This is a genomic window from Sphingomonas sp. Leaf17 (assembly GCF_001421505.1).
In the GTDB taxonomy this organism is placed as follows: domain Bacteria; phylum Pseudomonadota; class Alphaproteobacteria; order Sphingomonadales; family Sphingomonadaceae; genus Sphingomonas.
Genome location: NZ_LMKL01000007.1, coordinates 145829 through 160625 on the forward strand (window position 1 = coordinate 145829; position 14797 = coordinate 160625).

Annotated in this window: 16 protein-coding genes; 5 read left to right on the top strand and 11 right to left on the bottom strand. The window is 66.6% G+C overall.

From position 1 onward, the window contains the following. Positions 1 to 34: 34 nt before the first annotated feature. The 3 genes from ASE75_RS11645 to ychF form a co-directional block, all read right to left on the bottom strand. Entirely contained in the window at positions 35 to 481 is a 447-nt protein-coding gene (locus ASE75_RS11645) for a MaoC family dehydratase (RefSeq protein WP_055933699.1), read from the bottom strand. A gap of 13 nt (positions 482 to 494) precedes the next feature. Then, complete coding sequence (locus ASE75_RS11650; RefSeq protein WP_055933700.1) at positions 495 to 1757, bottom strand: alkaline phosphatase family protein; 1263 nt, start codon at positions 1755 to 1757, stop codon at positions 495 to 497. A 155-nt stretch (positions 1758 to 1912) separates the two neighbouring features. After that, complete coding sequence (gene ychF / locus ASE75_RS11655; protein WP_055933702.1) at positions 1913 to 3013, bottom strand: redox-regulated ATPase YchF; 1101 nt, start codon at positions 3011 to 3013, stop codon at positions 1913 to 1915. Between the two features lie 178 nt (positions 3014 to 3191). Here ychF and ASE75_RS11660 point away from each other — a divergent pair, with 178 nt between their 5' ends. Both ASE75_RS11660 and ASE75_RS11665 read left to right on the top strand, forming a co-directional pair. Then, the gene (locus ASE75_RS11660; protein WP_156340419.1) at positions 3192 to 3806 is read left to right on the top strand and encodes a phosphatase PAP2 family protein; all 615 of its coding nucleotides are present in this window, start codon (positions 3192 to 3194) and stop codon (positions 3804 to 3806) included. Positions 3807 to 3866: 60 nt separating this feature from the next. Next, complete coding sequence (locus tag ASE75_RS11665; protein WP_055933705.1) at positions 3867 to 4280, top strand: hypothetical protein; 414 nt, start codon at positions 3867 to 3869, stop codon at positions 4278 to 4280. On the opposite strand, the gene ASE75_RS11670 is transcribed toward ASE75_RS11665, so the two are convergent. The 8 genes from ASE75_RS11670 to ASE75_RS11705 all read right to left on the bottom strand — a co-directional run bounded on the left by ASE75_RS11670 (position 4264) and on the right by ASE75_RS11705 (position 8805). Next, positions 4264 to 4869, bottom strand: coding sequence for a TIGR02466 family protein (locus tag ASE75_RS11670; protein WP_055933707.1), 606 nt, complete (start codon positions 4867 to 4869; stop codon positions 4264 to 4266). The two genes, ASE75_RS11665 and ASE75_RS11670, sit on opposite strands and share 17 nt — an antisense overlap. Beyond that, a complete protein-coding gene (gene pth / locus ASE75_RS11675) occupies positions 4866 to 5441 on the bottom strand; it encodes an aminoacyl-tRNA hydrolase (protein ID WP_055933907.1) in 576 nt (191 codons plus the stop codon). Before pth ends, ASE75_RS11670 begins: the two co-directional genes overlap by 4 nt. Positions 5442 to 5740: 299 nt before the next feature. Then, positions 5741 to 6448 carry a 50S ribosomal protein L25/general stress protein Ctc gene (locus ASE75_RS11680; RefSeq protein WP_055933709.1) on the bottom strand — a complete coding sequence of 236 codons (708 nt, stop codon included), beginning with the start codon at positions 6446 to 6448 and terminating at the stop codon, positions 5741 to 5743. A 145-nt stretch (positions 6449 to 6593) separates the two neighbouring features. Further along, positions 6594 to 7517, bottom strand: coding sequence for a TraB/GumN family protein (locus ASE75_RS11685; RefSeq protein WP_055933711.1), 924 nt, complete (start codon positions 7515 to 7517; stop codon positions 6594 to 6596). A gap of 26 nt (positions 7518 to 7543) precedes the next feature. Then, positions 7544 to 7987: a hypothetical protein gene (locus ASE75_RS11690; RefSeq protein ID WP_055933712.1), complete on the bottom strand. Its 444-nt coding sequence runs from the start codon at positions 7985 to 7987 to the stop codon at positions 7544 to 7546. Next, positions 7984 to 8172, bottom strand: coding sequence for a hypothetical protein (locus ASE75_RS11695; RefSeq protein WP_055933715.1), 189 nt, complete (start codon positions 8170 to 8172; stop codon positions 7984 to 7986). Before ASE75_RS11695 ends, ASE75_RS11690 begins: the two co-directional genes overlap by 4 nt. After that, on the bottom strand, positions 8169 to 8624 hold the full coding sequence (locus ASE75_RS11700; protein WP_156340421.1) for a hypothetical protein: 456 nt from the start codon (positions 8622 to 8624) through the stop codon (positions 8169 to 8171). Before ASE75_RS11700 ends, ASE75_RS11695 begins: the two co-directional genes overlap by 4 nt. Continuing rightward, entirely contained in the window at positions 8602 to 8805 is a 204-nt protein-coding gene (locus ASE75_RS11705; protein WP_055933719.1) for a helix-turn-helix transcriptional regulator, read from the bottom strand. Before ASE75_RS11705 ends, ASE75_RS11700 begins: the two co-directional genes overlap by 23 nt. A gap of 230 nt (positions 8806 to 9035) precedes the next feature. Here ASE75_RS11705 and ASE75_RS11710 point away from each other — a divergent pair, with 230 nt between their 5' ends. The 3 genes from ASE75_RS11710 (at position 9036) to ppdK (ending at position 14773) form a co-directional block, all read left to right on the top strand. Next, the gene (locus ASE75_RS11710) at positions 9036 to 9902 is read left to right on the top strand and encodes a glycine--tRNA ligase subunit alpha (protein WP_055933721.1); all 867 of its coding nucleotides are present in this window, start codon (positions 9036 to 9038) and stop codon (positions 9900 to 9902) included. Further along, positions 9899 to 12022, top strand: coding sequence for a glycine--tRNA ligase subunit beta (gene glyS, locus ASE75_RS11715; protein ID WP_055933910.1), 2124 nt, complete (start codon positions 9899 to 9901; stop codon positions 12020 to 12022). The genes ASE75_RS11710 and glyS overlap by 4 nt, the downstream gene beginning before the upstream one ends. An 84-nt stretch (positions 12023 to 12106) precedes the next feature. Then, a complete protein-coding gene (gene ppdK, locus ASE75_RS11720) occupies positions 12107 to 14773 on the top strand; it encodes a pyruvate, phosphate dikinase (RefSeq protein WP_055933723.1) in 2667 nt (888 codons plus the stop codon). Positions 14774 to 14797 lie beyond the last annotated feature (24 nt).

The following is a 14797-nucleotide window of genomic DNA, read 5'->3' on the forward strand; positions in this document are numbered from 1 at the left end:
GGGGCGCGCCGGCAACGGCGCGCCCTTTTTTACGTCAGGCCGGGCGGGTCGCGACCAGTGTGTTGCCGATGAACGTCATCACCGCGACGTCATCCTGATTGAACACGGTCGTCCGGCCGCGAACGATGCCCATTTCCGGTCGGCTGGCCGATACCCGCTTCTCGATGATCTCGCTTTCGACGTGCAGCGTGTCGCCCGGAAAGACGGGCTTCAGCCACTTCAGCTCGTCGATGCCCGGCGACCCGAGGCCCGCCTGCGCGTTGGCTTTCAGGTTCTCGACGATCATGCTCATCGTCATTGCGCAGGTATGCCAGCCGCTGGCCGACAACCGGCCGAAATGGGTGGCGGCGGCCGCTTCGTCGGACAGGTGAAAGGGCTGGGGATCATATTGTTCGGCAAAGGCGATCACTTCGTCGCGGGTGACGGCGCGGTTGCCGAACCGCTGTTTGCTGCCGACGACGAGATCCTCGAAATATTGCATGACCGCTCTCCGCTTATGGTTTGCGGACAAGTCTGAAGGTTACGTCGCTGCCGTCAAGTCCGGTCGCTGGCGGCAGGCCGATCAGGTCGCGCAGCAGCGGCGTGACATCGACATTGTCGAACGGGGCGATGCGGCGGCCGGCAAGGAACGCCGGGCCATTGGCGATGAACAGCGCGGCCATGTCGGGCGCGGCGTTGTCGTACCCGTGGTTGCCGCCGGCAAACGGCTTGGTCGGCGCGGTCTTCAACGCCAGCCAGCCATCGTCGGCGAGGCACAGATAGGGTGGCACGCGCGGGTTGCTGCCATACCGGAAGCGGGCGGGGATGCCGGCCTTGGGCCAGCAGGTCAGATGATCGTGCGGCCGCAGCAGCGCACGGGCAAGGGCTGCTTCATGCCCCGGGACCGGTGCCAGCGTGGCATAGGGGCCGCTTTCGATCACCCTGTAATCGGCTGGGTCGGCGATGGTGTCGAGCGGGACGACGCGCGTGCTCGACGTCGCGGCCATGCCGTGGTCGGCGACGATCACCAGATTGGCGGGCTGACCCAGTCCGGCCAGCTCGGCGACGAGCCGGCCGATCGCGCGGTCGACATCGGCGACGGCGGCGGTCGTCTCCGCGCCCTGCGGTCCGACATCATGGCCAGCGCTGTCGACCGTGTCGAAATACAGCGTGACGAAGCGCGGGCGGGTGGCGGCCGGTCGGCGCAGCCAGTCAATGACCGCATCGACCCGCTGGGTCGCGGTCACCGCCTGGTTGAACTGGTGCCAGTCGTCGGGCCGGGTGCCGCCGGCATGGATGTTGTGGCGCGGATTGGTGTCGGTCGATCCCCAGGCGACGTTCGCGCCCGGCCAGAACTCGGTCGCGGTGCGGATGCCGGCGCGCTCGGCCTCGACCCAGATCGGGACGGCGGCGTTCCACCAGAACGGATCGTCGCTCTCCAGCGTGAAGACCTCGCCCGGCCGGCGCGGATCTTCCAGCGTGTTGCCGACGATCCCGTGGTGATCGGGGACCAGCCCGGTGACGAGCGACCAGTGGTTGGGAAAGGTTTTCGACGGGAAGGACGGCCGCATCGCCGCGCTGACCCCGCCCGCCGCCAGCCGGCCCAGATTGGGCGTTACGCCGCGATCCAGATAATCGGGGCGGAACCCGTCGATCGAGATGAGGATGGTGACCGGGGGGCGGGCCTCGGCGGTCGCGACCGTGCGGGCAGGCGGCGTCGATACGGACACGCAGCCGGCGAGCGACAGGGCAGCAAGGGCCGACATCCAGTATTTCATCACAGCGTATCCTTCATGGCCATGCGCCCTATCGCGGCCGGTGCATGACACAGTGACGACCGAGCTGCTGCCCCACCGTTATTTTCGCGATGGCGAGGGTGTCGACACCCCACCCCCTGGCCTCCTGCGTTCGCAGGATAACAGGGAAAGCCGGTTCACACGTTGAAGCGGAACAGCATCACGTCGCCGTCATGGACGACATAGTCCTTGCCCTCCTGCCGCAGCTTGCCCGCATCGCGCGCGCCGCTCTCGCCGCCCAGCGCGACATAATCGTCATAGGCGATCGTTTCGGCGCGGATGAAGCCACGCTCGAAATCGGTATGGATTTCGCCCGCCGCCTGCGGGGCCTTCGCCCCTTTGTGGACGGTCCAGGCGCGTGCCTCCTTCGGCCCGACCGTGAAGAAGGTCAGCAGGTCGAGCAGCGTGTAGCCCGCGCGGATCACCCGCGTCAGGCCCGTCTCGGTCAGCCCCAGATCGGCGAGGAACTCGGTGCGGTCGGCGGGGTCCATCGTCGCGATCTCGGCCTCGATCGCCGCCGACACGACGACGGCCTGCGCGCCCTCCGCCTTTGCTTTCTCGAACACGCGGGCGGAAAAGTCGTTACCCTCGGCCGCGCTCGCCTCGTCCACGTTGCAGACGTAGAGCACCGGCTTGGCGGTCAGCAGCTGCGCCTGCGAAAAGACGCGCTGCTCCTCCTCGTCCTTGGGCATGGTCAGCCGTGCGGGCTTGCCCTCGCGCAGCAGGTCCAGTGCCTGACCGAGCACGGAGGCGGCGATCTTGGCCTCCTTGTCGCCCTGCATCCCCTTCTTGGCATAGTTGGGGACGCGCTTTTCCAGGCTCTCCAGGTCGGACAGCATCAGTTCGGTCTCGACCGTCTCGGCATCCGCGACCGGGTCGACCTTGCCCTCGACATGGGTGATGTCGCCATCCTCGAAACAGCGCAGGACGTGGACGATCGCGTCGACCTCACGAATGTTGCCCAGAAACTGGTTGCCAAGGCCCTCGCCCTTGGAGGCACCACGCACCAGCCCGGCGATGTCGACGAACGCCAGCTGCGTCTCGATGATCTTGGCCGAATTGGCGCTGGCCGCCAGCTTGTACAGCCGCTCGTCAGGCACCGCGACATTGCCGACGTTCGGCTCGATCGTGCAGAACGGATAGTTCGCCGCTTGCGCCGCCGCCGTCTGGGTGAGCGCGTTGAAAAGCGTGGACTTGCCCACGTTCGGCAGGCCGACGATGCCGCAGCGGAAACCCATGATGTCACTCCGAATGAACGGCGCAGCCAACGGGCGCGCGCGAAAAACTGGTTGATCGGCGCTTTGCCGTTCCTGACGGGGAACCGCAAGCCTTACGGGCGGTCATGCACCCGTCGGGCGTAGCCGACTGTTGGGTCAGGCAGACATGCCAAGATCGTTTCTTCGAAGGACGCCGCCAGTGCCAAGCACCATCCAGTCTGTCATCCGCCCCATCGAACACGCCGACCGCCGGATTGCCAGGGCCATGGAGGCGCGGGACAACCCGCTGATCCGCGCGGCCGGTGCCTTGAGCGAGATCGGCGATCAGCCACCGATGATCGCATTGTCGGTCGCGACGGGGCTGGTCGGCGTGGTGCGGCGCGACCGGCGGATGATCCGCGTCGGGGTTCGCATGCTGGCCGCGCACGCGATCGCGACTTGGACCAAGCAGGCGATCAAGGCGGGGATCGTCCGGACGCGGCCGGCAACCGCCGAGAAGCAGGGCTATCGCAGTGATACCGGCAAGGACACCGACCATGCGATGTCGTCCTTCCCCTCGGGCCATACCGCCGGGGCGGTGGCGGTCGCGCAGGTCGTGGCCCGCGACTATCCGGCCGCCGCACTGCCGGTACGCAGTGCCGCCACCGCCGTCGCGCTGATCCAGATCCCGCGCGCGAAGCATTTCCTGAGCGATCTCGTGGTCGGCGCGGTCATCGCGCTGGTCGCCGAACGGCTCGCCTCGATGCTGGTCGATGCGGTCGATCGCCGCATCGACACGGTGAAACCGGTGCCGGAAGGGTCGACCCGACCTTAACCTTGCTCAATAACCCGGCGACAACAGCCACGACGTAGACAGGGCGCAGGAGAGACCGCGATGTACGCCATCACCACCGATCATGCGCGGCACATCGTGCACGTCCAGATTTCCGGATTCTGGAGCGAGGATATGCTCGCCCCCTTCTCGGCGGAGTTGAAGGCGGCGGTCGACAGCCTGCGCTTGGCACCGGGTCAGCATCTGGTGCTTATCGACGTGTCCGATGTCGCCATCCAGTCCCAGCCGGTGGTCGCCGCCTTCCAGAAGCTGATCGTCCACGGCCCGACCCGCGCCCGCCGCATGGCGCTCTACACCACCCAGATGCTGCCGCGGATGCAGGCGCGACGGATCGCCGCGGTCCGCGAGGACGGGTCCGTGTTCGGATCGCGCGCCGAGGCCGAAGCGTGGCTGCTCGCCCCCGACGCGGCTGCCAGCGCCCCCATCTCCGGCGCGCCCGTCACCACCGATAATTGAAGCTGATGCTGATCCGCTTGTCCTTCGCCGCGTTCGGCATCACTTCATGCCGCAACCAGCTTTCCCACAGGAACACGCTGCCGACCTGCGGCTGCGCGTAGACAAAGGTCGTCAACTCCTCGGGCGCGTCGTCGCGGCGGGTCGGCGCGGCCATCATCATCGGCAGGCGCGGATCCTCCAGCTTCAGCGCGCCCGAGCCGTCGGGTACCGCGATATAGAGCGTGCCCGACACGACGCTGTGCGGATGGATATGCCCCGAATGGGTGCCGCCGGGCTTCATGACATTGACCCACAGGCTGTCGAGCTTCAGCTTGCGCCCGTTCAGGTCGAACGCGCAGTCCTTCGCGAAGGCCGCGACATGCCTGTTCAGCAGTTTCACCAGATCGGCGAACGCCGGGATCCGCATGGGCAGATCGTTCAGCGAGGCATAGGAGGTGTAACCGCGATAGCCATGCGCCTTGGACCAGGCGCGTCCGGCATGATCCTCGGTCGCCAGATCGCGGCACGCCTCGTCGAGTTCCTCGACCAGATCGGTGTCGCCCAGGGCTGCATCGTAGAACCGGGTGGCGAACAAACTGCGCGTGGTCATGGTGTCTCCTGCATCCGCATCGCGACGTCGTTCATGAAGCGGACGTCGTCGCCCTCCGCCAGCCAGCGCGCCTCGGCCGCGATCGCGCCGAGCAGATCGCTGAGCGGCTCGATCTCGGACTTGGCATAATTGCCCAGCACATGGTTCGTCACCCTGTCCTTGTGGCCGGGATGGCCGATGCCGATCCGCACCCGGCGAAAATCGGGGCCGAGATGCTGGTCGGTCGAGCGCAGGCCGTTATGTCCCGCGGTGCCGCCGCCGGTCTTCACCTTCACGCGGAAGGGCGCGATGTCGAGTTCGTCGTGGAACACGGTCAGCGCGTCCACATCCAGCTTGTAGAAACGCAGCGCCTCGCCGATCGACCGGCCACTGTCGTTCATGAAGGTGGCGGGCTTCAACAGCAGGATCCTGGTGCTGCCCAGACGACCCTCCTGCGTCCAGCCCTGAAACTGCTTCTTCACCGGCCCGAAATCGTGGAGCGCGGCGATCGCGTCCATGGCCATGAACCCGACATTGTGGCGATGCATCGCATAGCTTGCGCCGGGATTGCCGAGACCGGCCCAGAGTTGCACGTCGGTTGCTCCCATGAAAAATTCGCGGCCGTTCCCCGGACCTGCCGTGCGTCCTGCGTAGGCGTTGAGTAGCCGCGTCAGCGGCGTAGCGAAACGCCGTATCGAAGGACAGGGTGGTACACGATACCGATGCTTCGATACGCGCCTTCGCTACGCACCTGACGGTGCTACTCAGTCTCTACTCAGCACGAACGGGGGAGGGGCGAGATGCCCCCCCAAACGAAAACGGGCGGGGCAGCGTTTTCGCCACCCCGCCCGCATCCGGTATCACGACACCGGGGGAACCCCGGTCGTCAGGATCAGTCCTTCTTCTGAGGCGTGATCTTGTCGTCGTGATTGTCGTCATCATTGGCTTCCGGCTCGGGCAGTTCGCCGGCCTCGGCCAGCTCATGCTCAAGGGCCTGGGCCTCGGCGACTTCGGCCTCAAGGGCCTCGTCCTCGGCGGTCGGCACGGTCGGCGGCACGATCGTCGCGATGGTGAAGTCGCGGTCGTCGACCGACGGCTCGACACCCTTGGGCAGCGTCACGTCGGAGATGTGGATCGAATCGCCGATCTCACGGCCCGCCAGCGAGATGGTGATCTCGGCCGGGATTTCCGATGCGTCGCAGACCAGCTCGACTTCGTGACGGACCACGTTCAGCACGCCGCGATCCCGCTTGATACCGGGCGCGTCGTCTTCGTCGGTGAACACGACGGGCACGGCGACCGTGACGGTCGAGTGCGCCGAAATGCGCAGGAAGTCGACATGGACCGGACGGTCGGTGACCGGGTGGAAGGTGACGTCCTTGGGCAGCGTGCGCGTGCCGTTGACCATCACGACCGACGACATGAAGTGGCCGGTCATCAGCGCCTTCATCAGCGCCTTTTCTTCGAGGTGGATCGAAACGGGTTCCTTGTTCTGCCCGTAGATCACGGCAGGCACGCGGCCGTCACGACGCAGCGCCCGGGAGGCTCCCTTGCCAACCCGGTCACGCGTCTCGGCTGCGAGCGTCAGTTGTTCGCTCATGGTAGTACTCCGAAACTGGTGTGTCTTTCCGCCCACACGCCTCCAGGGATGACCATGTGCACGGAAGCGCGGGCGCATAGCGGATGGCGGGGTGAAAAGCAATCGACTGTCAATTCCTCCCCGGCACGGGGAGGAGCTTAAGAGTTCAATACTGGACCCGTTCGGCCTTGATCCCGTGCTTGCCCAACTGCGCGATCACGCTGTCGCCGCCGGCCAGATGCCCTGCGCCGACCGCCACGAACACCGTGCCCGGCTGCTTCATCCGCGCATCGACCCAGTCGGCCCAGCGCGCGTTGCGGTCGGTCAGCAGGACCTTGCCGACTTCGGGCGTGTCCTTCAGGCTTTCGTTCATCTCGCGGGCCAGCGCGTCGGGGTCGCCGTCGGCCCACTCCTTGACCATCGTCGCCATCGTCTCGCCCGCCTTGGGCATTTCGTCGAGCGTCGACGTCAGGAAGCCGATCTGCGCCGGGTCGGACAGGCCGTTGAAGAAGCCGATCTGCTGTTCGGCGGTCTCCAGCCCGATCACCGGCTTGTTCGCGGCCTTGGCGGCGGCGGCCAGGACCGTCTCGGGGCCGTTGGCCGGATCATAGCCCAGCTTCTGAATCGGCCCCAGCGACAGCGTCACCGCCGCCAGCCACGGCCGCAGCCGGTCGAACGCGGTGGCGGGCGCGCCCATGTCGGCCAGCGCCTTGGCATAGGCCGCGCGCTTGTCGGCGGGCAGCTGCTCGGTGAGCGTCGGGCCGGTGGGGGACATGCCGCTGGCCATCACGATCTTCTGCATCGCCGCCGGATCGGGCTGGACCATTTCCAGCACCAGCGTGCCCGACTGGTCGAACGCGGTCTTCACCGCCTCGTCGAACCAGGTCAGGCCCGGTTTCAGCACATGGATGGTGCCGAACAGATAGATCGTCGTGTCCGCGTCCTTCACTACCCACAAGGCCGGATCGGCGTCATTGGCGGCGCGCGCGGGCGACGGGGTGGGGGCGGGCTTTGGCGCGTCCTTGGCGCAGGCGGGCAGGGCGAGCAGCAGCGCCAGCGTGGTCAGCGTCGATTTCACGATCGTTTTCATCCGTAGTTTCCTCGATAGGTAGAAGATCAACGATATTTCCGCCATGCCCAGACGGCACCGCTCAGCGTCATGACCGCGACATACAGCCAGAAGGCGTCGACCGGCGGGAGCAGGCCGCCGCGCCACAGGAACCACCACACCGGTGCGCCGATCCCGATCACATAATATCCGGCGACGGCTCCATCGCGATACGCTTCGCGTTCATGCTCGTCGACCACGCGGTGCCAGCGCCATGAAATCATCGGCAGGACGACACCCCACAGCACGGCAATGACGACCGCCAGCCAGGCGGGCAACGGCGTGGTCAGCAGCGAGACGGTCGCGCCGTCCGGGCCATGGCGCTGCTGCATCGCCACGATGGCCGTCGCCAGTCCGATCGCACCGCCCAGCCCGCCGCAGATGGCCAGCAGGCGGTGATTGGCGCGTTCGCTTGGTCCCCTGAGGTCGTGGTCGTCGGGCGTCACGGTCATGGCGTCACCTCTATCGCGATCGTTACCGCCAGATGCGGCAGGTGGATGGCGGATGCGGCCGCGCGGACGTCCGGCCAGTCTACCGAAACCGGTGAGGGCAGGGGCACACGCGGCGCCGCCACCAGCAGCAGGACGACGAGGCCGAAGATCCGCCGTCGGCCGGCGACATGGTCGCGGCCACTCATCGCCGTTTCCAGTCGATCAGCCGGCGTACCGTGTAGGGAATGCCACCGGCCGCGACCGCGATCAGCCATCCGGTCGTGACCGGGTGCGGCACGGTGATGAACGGTTCGGCCAGCATCAGAATGGGCATATACAGGAACGCGACAAGGCCGATCGTCGCCATCGCGCGCAGCGCATGGCCGCGCTCGACCTCGTCCATGTCGCGCCACTTCCACACCATCGCCAGCGCCACGACGACGATCCAGCCGATCAGCGAGACGGCATCGACCCAGGGCGGTGCCGATGTCTTGGGTGCATCCCGAAACCCGTCGACAAAGCCCGCCATGAACGGCAGCCCGGCGGCGAACATCACGATCGCCGCGCCCAGCCACAGCGACCGCCGCTTGCGCGCCGCGACCCGCGACGCCAGCCGCTTCTCGCCCCAGTTGCCCTCAACCATGGTTTTCGCTGTCATCGAACACCTCCTCGATCGGCAGGTCGAACAGGCGGCCGATGCGGAACGCCAGCGGCAGCGAGGGGTCGTATTTTCCCGTCTCGATCGCGTTGACCGCCTGACGCGACACGTCGAGCCGTCCGGCCAGTTCGGCCTGGCTCCAGTCGCGTTCGGCCCGCAGCACCTTGAGGCGATTTTTCATATCGTCCCCCCTAAGCATGATTGGTGTCCCCCTGTCAGCATCGCCTGACCGAATGTCAGGTGACCATGACTAAATGTCATTGAGTCGCGACCATGTCAACAACCCCTGACATTTTGTACGACAAAGCTGACACCGGGAGCGGAGCCGGGCGATGCTTGACCCCCCGCCGGCCATCCGCCAAAGCCCGGTCCGTGACCCAGACCTCTGCGAACCCGATGTCCTTTCAGCGGATGATCCTGACCCTCCATGACTATTGGAGCGACCGGGGCTGCCTGATCCTGCAACCCTATGACATGGAGATGGGGGCCGGCACGTTCCACACCGCCACGACGCTGCGCGCGCTGGGGCCAAAGCCGTGGAACGCCGCCTTCGTCCAGCCGTGCCGCCGCCCGACCGACGGCCGCTATGGCGAGAACCCCAACCGGCTCCAGCATTATTACCAGTATCAGGTCATCCTGAAGCCATCGCCGGCCGACCTGCAGGACCTGTATCTCGGCTCGCTGAAGGCGATCGGCATCGACACCGGCGTCCACGACATCCGCTTTGTCGAGGACGACTGGGAATCGCCGACGCTGGGCGCATGGGGGCTGGGCTGGGAGGTCTGGTGCGATGGGATGGAGGTGACGCAGTTCACCTATTTCCAGCAGATGGGTGGCTACGACATGAAGCCGGTCGCGGGCGAGCTGACCTACGGCCTCGAACGTCTCGCCATGTATATCCAGAACAAGGACAGCGTGTACGACCTGGCCTATAACGACGCGGGCGTGACCTATGGCGAGGTGTTCCACGCCAACGAGGTCGAGATGTCGACCTGGAACTTCGAGGTCGCCGACACCGACAGCCTGTTCGACCAGTTTCGCAAGCATGTCGCCGAATGCGAGAACAGCCTGAACGCGAAACTGCCGATCCCCGCCTATGAGCAGGCGATCAAGGCCAGCCACGTCTTCAATCTGCTCCAGGCGCGCGGCGTCATCTCGGTCGCGGAACGGCAGGCCTATATGGGCCGCGTCCGCGATCTGGCGAAGGGCGCGTGCGGCGCCTGGATGGAAAAGAACACGCCCGAATGGCAAGCCTTCGCGCCGGGGTGGAACGCATGACCGACTTCCTGCTCGAACTCCGCTCCGAGGAAATTCCCGCCCGGATGCAGGCCAAGGCGCGCGAGGATCTCGCCCGCCTGTTCACAACCGAACTGGCGAAGGCGGGCCTGACCGCCGGGGCGATCACGACCTATGCCAGCCCGCGCCGCCTCGCCCTGATCGCGCACGACCTGCCCGAGCAGACGCAGGCCGTGTCGGAGGAAGTAAAGGGACCGAAGGCCTCCGCGCCGCCACAGGCGCTGGACGGCTTCCTGCGCAAGACCGGCCTGACGCGCGAGCAACTGACCGAGCGCGACGGCGTGTTCTTCGCCGTCACGCAAAAGCCCGGCCGCGCCACCGCCGACGTCATCGCCGCCGCGATTCCTTCGATCATCCGCGCGTTTCCGTGGCCCAAGGCGATGCGCTGGGGCGACGCCTCGACCTCGACCGAATCGCTGCGCTGGGTCCGCCCGTTGCAGGGGATCGTCGCGATCCTCGGGACCACGCCGGTTGCTATCGAGATCGCCGGCATCGTCAGCGGCACGACCACCGCCGGCCACCGCTTCCACCACGACGGCCCGGTCACGCTGACCGACGCCGCCAGCTATGTCGAACGCTTGCGCGCCGCGCACGTCATCGTCGATCAGAACGAGCGGGCCCGCCTCATCCGCACCCGCGCGGGCGAACTCGCCGCCGAAGCCGGGCTGACGCTGGTCGAGGACGAGGGGCTGGTCGCCGAGAATGCCGGGCTGACCGAATGGCCGGTGCCGCTGCTCGGGCGCTTCGACCCCGATTTCCTGAGCGTGCCGCCCGAGGTGATCCAGCTGACCGCGCGCGTGAACCAGAAATATTTCGTCTGCCGCGATGCCGGTGGCGCGCTGGCCAACGCGTTCGTCTGCACCGCCAACATCGCCGCGACCGATGGCGGCGCGAAGATCGTCGAGGGCAACCGCAAGGTGCTCGCCGCGCGGCTGAGCGACGCGCGCTTCTTCTACGACACCGACTTGAAGATCCCGCTGGAGGAACAGGCGGAGAAGCTGTCGAAGATCGTCTTCCACGAAAAGCTGGGCACCGTCGCCGACAAGGTCGACCGCGTGGCCAAACTCGCCCGCTGGCTGGTTGAGGAGGGGATCGTCGGGGGTTCAAGTCCCTCCTCCGCTACCACTGACCACCCCGGCGAAGATCGGGGTGGTGCGGGTGATGCCGAGCGCGCGGACCTGGCCACCCTCGCCGAGCGCGCCGCGCGTCTGGCGAAGGCCGACCTCGTCACCGGCATGGTCGGCGAATTCCCCGAGCTTCAGGGCCTGATGGGCGGCTACTACGCCGCAGCCCAGGGCGAAGATCCCCGCGTCGCCGCCGCGATCCGCGACCATTACAAGCCGGTCGGGCAGGGGGATGATGTCCCGACCGATCCGGTGACGGTGGCGGTGTCGCTCGCGGACAAGCTGGATACGTTGTTTTCGTTCTTTTCAGTCGAACTCTATCCCACAGGATCTAAAGATCCGTTTGCGCTTCGTCGGGCGATGCTGGGTGTGATCGCGACAGTTCTTAAGTCGGGAGTTCGCTGTCCGTTCACCAAGATTGCGCGCATCCAGTATAAGCTGTCGGATGGACCTCTGGCTTGGTTTCTCGATTTTCTCGATGAACGCCTCAAAGTCCAGCAACGCGAAGCTGGCGTCCGCCATGACCTGATCGACGCGGTGTTCGCGCTTGGTGGTGAGGACGATCTCGTCCGCCTGCTCGCGCGCGTCCACGCGCTTCAGGCGTTCGTCACGACCGAGGACGGCCGAAACCTGCTAGCCGGGTACAAGCGCGCGGCGAACATCCTGAAGAAAAGCCCTGCCGCGACGACCAGCGAGGATGCGCAGAAACCGCTGTCCTACACGCCGGAAAATGCGGAAGCTGCCCTCATGACCGCGCTCGACTCCGCCGAACCCCGCGCCCGTGCCGCGATCGCGTCCGAGGATTTCGCCGGTGCGATGGCCGCGCTCGCATCCTTGCGCGCGCCGATCGACGCGTTCTTCGACGACGTGACCGTCAACGATCCCGACGACGCAAAGCGGACCCACCGTCTCGCCCTGCTCGCCCGCGTCCGCGACGCGGTCCACAGCGTCGCCGATTTCTCGAAGATCGAGGGCTGAGCAAGACCCGTCACGAACACCAACTTCCCTAACTTCGCATACCGCCTCCCCAGCGAAAACAACCCCTTGGCAGCAGGATTGACCATGACCCAATATGTCTATCGTTTCGGTGGTGGTGTTTCGGACGGGGGCGCGGGCGACCGCAATCTGCTGGGCGGCAAGGGCGCGAACCTGGCCGAAATGGCGTCGATCGGCCTGCCGGTGCCGCCGGGCTTCACGATCGCCACGCCGATGTGCGCGCGCTACTATGACGAGGGTCAGAAGTTCCCCGAGTCCGTGCAGGACGAGGTGAAGACCGGCATCACCCATATCGAGGGGATCACGGGCAAGCGCTTCGGCGACGCGTCGGACCCGCTGCTCGTGTCGGTCCGCTCGGGCGCGCGCGTGTCTATGCCCGGCATGATGGACACGGTGCTGAATCTCGGCCTGAACGACCGGACGGTCGAGGGGCTGGCGGCGGTATCGGGCGACGACCGGTTCGCCTGGGACAGTTATCGCCGCTTCATCCAGATGTATGCCGATGTCGTCCTCGAACTGGATCACGGCAGCTTCGAGGAAGCGCTGGAGATCGCGAAGGAAGATCGCGGTTACTATCTCGACACCGAACTGACCGCCGACGATCTGCGCGCGCTGGTCGCCGAGTACAAGGCGCTGGTCGAGGCGCAGTGGCACAAGCCGTTCCCGCAGGACGTCCACGACCAGCTCTGGGGCGCGGTCGGCGCGGTGTTCGGGTCGTGGCAGTCGGAACGCGCGAAGGTCTATCGCCGGCTGAACGATATTCCAGCGACCTGGGGCACCGCCGTCAACGTGCAGGCGATGGTGTTCGGCAACATGGGCGATACCTCGGCCACCGGCGTCGCCTTCACCCGCGATCCGGCGAAGGGCGACCGCGCCTATTACGGCGAATTCCTCATCAACGCGCAAGGGGAAGACGTTGTCGCCGGCATCCGCACCCCGCAATATCTGACCAAGGTCGCGCGCGAGGAGGCCGGGGCCAAGCCCGCCTCGATGGAGGAGGCGATGCCGGCGGTGTATGGCGAACTTGCCAACGTCTTCGACCTGCTCGAAACGCATTACCGCGACATGCAGGACATCGAATTCACGGTGCAGCAGGGCAAGCTCTGGATGCTCCAGACGCGTAGCGGCAAGCGCACCGCCAAGGCCGCGCTGCGGATCGCGATCGACATGGCGAACGAGGGGCTGATTACCCGCGAGGAGGCGATCCTGCGCGTCGATCCGTCCGCGCTCGACCAGTTGCTCCATCCGACGCTCGACCCGAACGCACCGCGCGACGTGCTGACCAAGGGGCTGCCGGCGTCGCCGGGCGCGGCCTCGGGCGCGGTGGTGTTCGACGCCGACACCGCCGAGAAGCGCGCGGCGGCGGGGGATGCCGTCATCCTCGTCCGCACCGAAACCAGCCCCGAAGACATTCATGGCATGCACGCGGCCAAGGGGATCCTGACCGCGCGCGGCGGCATGACCAGCCACGCGGCCGTCGTCGCGCGCGGCATGGGGCGCCCCTGCGTCTCGGGCGCGGGCATGCTGTCGATCGACGTGAAGGCGCGGACGATGCGCGTTGGCGACCGTGTGGTGAAGGAGGGCGAGCTTCTCACCATCGACGGCACCACCGGCGAAGTCATGGTCGGCGCGGTCGCGACCGTGCAGCCCGAGCTGGCGGGCGATTTCGGCACGCTGATGGAATGGGCCGACGTGTTCCGCCGGCTGAAGGTGCGCGCCAACGCCGAAACCCCGCTCGACTGCCGCACCGCGCGCGAGTTCGGCGCGGAAGGGGTGGGGCTGTGCCGCACCGAGCACATGTTCTTCGACGCCGAGCGGATTACCGCCGTGCGCCAGATGATCCTCGCCAGTGACGAAGCGGGTCGCCGCGTCGCGCTCGACCGGCTACTGCCGGCGCAGCGCAAGGACTTCACCGAGATTTTCGAGGTGATGGCCGGCCTGCCGGTGACGATCCGCCTGCTCGATCCGCCGCTACACGAATTCCTGCCGCATGAGGAGGCCGACTTCGCCGAGGTGGCACAGGCCGCCGGCATCGACATCGACACGCTGAAGCGCCGCGCGAACGAGCTGCACGAGTTCAACCCGATGCTCGGCCATCGCGGCTGCCGCCTGGGTGTCACCTACCCCGAAATCTATGAGATACAGGCGCGCGCGATCTTCGAGGCGGCGATCGACGTGGCGGCGAAATCCGGCGCGGCCCCGATCCCCGAGGTGATGATCCCGCTTGTCGGCACCGCGCGCGAGCTGGAGTTGATGAAGGCGGTGGTCGATGCCGCCGCCAGGACCGTCTTTGCCGAACGTGGCACGACGATCGAATATCTGGTCGGCACGATGATCGAGCTGCCGCGCGCCGCGCTGAAGGCGGGCGAGATTGCGGAACATGGCGAATTCTTCTCGTTCGGCACCAATGACCTGACCCAGACCACGCTTGGCGTCAGCCGCGACGATGCCGCCCGCTTCCTGGGCGTCTATGTCGAACAGGGTATCTACGCGAAGGATCCGTTCGTCAGCATCGACGTCGAGGGTGTCGGCGAACTGATCCAGATCGCCGCCGATCGCGGGCGCGCGACCCGGCCCCAGATCAAGCTGGGCATCTGCGGCGAACATGGCGGCGACCCGGCCAGCATCGCCTTCTGCGAAACGGTCGGGCTGGATTACGTCTCGGCCAGCCCGTACCGCGTACCCATCGCCCGTCTGGCGGCGGCGCAGGCCGCGCTGAAGGCGAAGGGGTAACGGCGTGGATCCCCGGATTGCTCC

Bases quoted from the DNA above. Each gene is read 5' to 3' on its own strand.
- ASE75_RS11645 (WP_055933699.1), bottom strand. From the start codon at position 481: ATGCAATATTTCGAGGATCTCGTCGTCGGCAGCAAACAGCGGTTCGGC.
- ASE75_RS11650 (WP_055933700.1), bottom strand. From the start codon at position 1,757: ATGAAATACTGGATGTCGGCCCTTGCTGCCCTGTCGCTCGCCGGCTGC.
- ychF (WP_055933702.1), bottom strand. From the start codon at position 3,013: ATGGGTTTCCGCTGCGGCATCGTCGGCCTGCCGAACGTGGGCAAGTCC.
- ASE75_RS11665 (WP_055933705.1), top strand. From the start codon at position 3,867: ATGTACGCCATCACCACCGATCATGCGCGGCACATCGTGCACGTCCAG.
- ASE75_RS11670 (WP_055933707.1), bottom strand. From the start codon at position 4,869: ATGACCACGCGCAGTTTGTTCGCCACCCGGTTCTACGATGCAGCCCTG.
- ASE75_RS11680 (WP_055933709.1), bottom strand. From the start codon at position 6,448: ATGAGCGAACAACTGACGCTCGCAGCCGAGACGCGTGACCGGGTTGGC.
- ASE75_RS11685 (WP_055933711.1), bottom strand. From the start codon at position 7,517: ATGAAAACGATCGTGAAATCGACGCTGACCACGCTGGCGCTGCTGCTC.
- ASE75_RS11690 (WP_055933712.1), bottom strand. From the start codon at position 7,987: ATGACCGTGACGCCCGACGACCACGACCTCAGGGGACCAAGCGAACGC.
- ASE75_RS11695 (WP_055933715.1), bottom strand. From the start codon at position 8,172: ATGAGTGGCCGCGACCATGTCGCCGGCCGACGGCGGATCTTCGGCCTC.
- ASE75_RS11700 (WP_156340421.1), bottom strand. From the start codon at position 8,624: ATGACAGCGAAAACCATGGTTGAGGGCAACTGGGGCGAGAAGCGGCTG.
- ASE75_RS11705 (WP_055933719.1), bottom strand. From the start codon at position 8,805: ATGAAAAATCGCCTCAAGGTGCTGCGGGCCGAACGCGACTGGAGCCAG.
- ASE75_RS11710 (WP_055933721.1), top strand. From the start codon at position 9,036: ATGATCCTGACCCTCCATGACTATTGGAGCGACCGGGGCTGCCTGATC.
- glyS (WP_055933910.1), top strand. From the start codon at position 9,899: ATGACCGACTTCCTGCTCGAACTCCGCTCCGAGGAAATTCCCGCCCGG.
- ppdK (WP_055933723.1), top strand. From the start codon at position 12,107: ATGACCCAATATGTCTATCGTTTCGGTGGTGGTGTTTCGGACGGGGGC.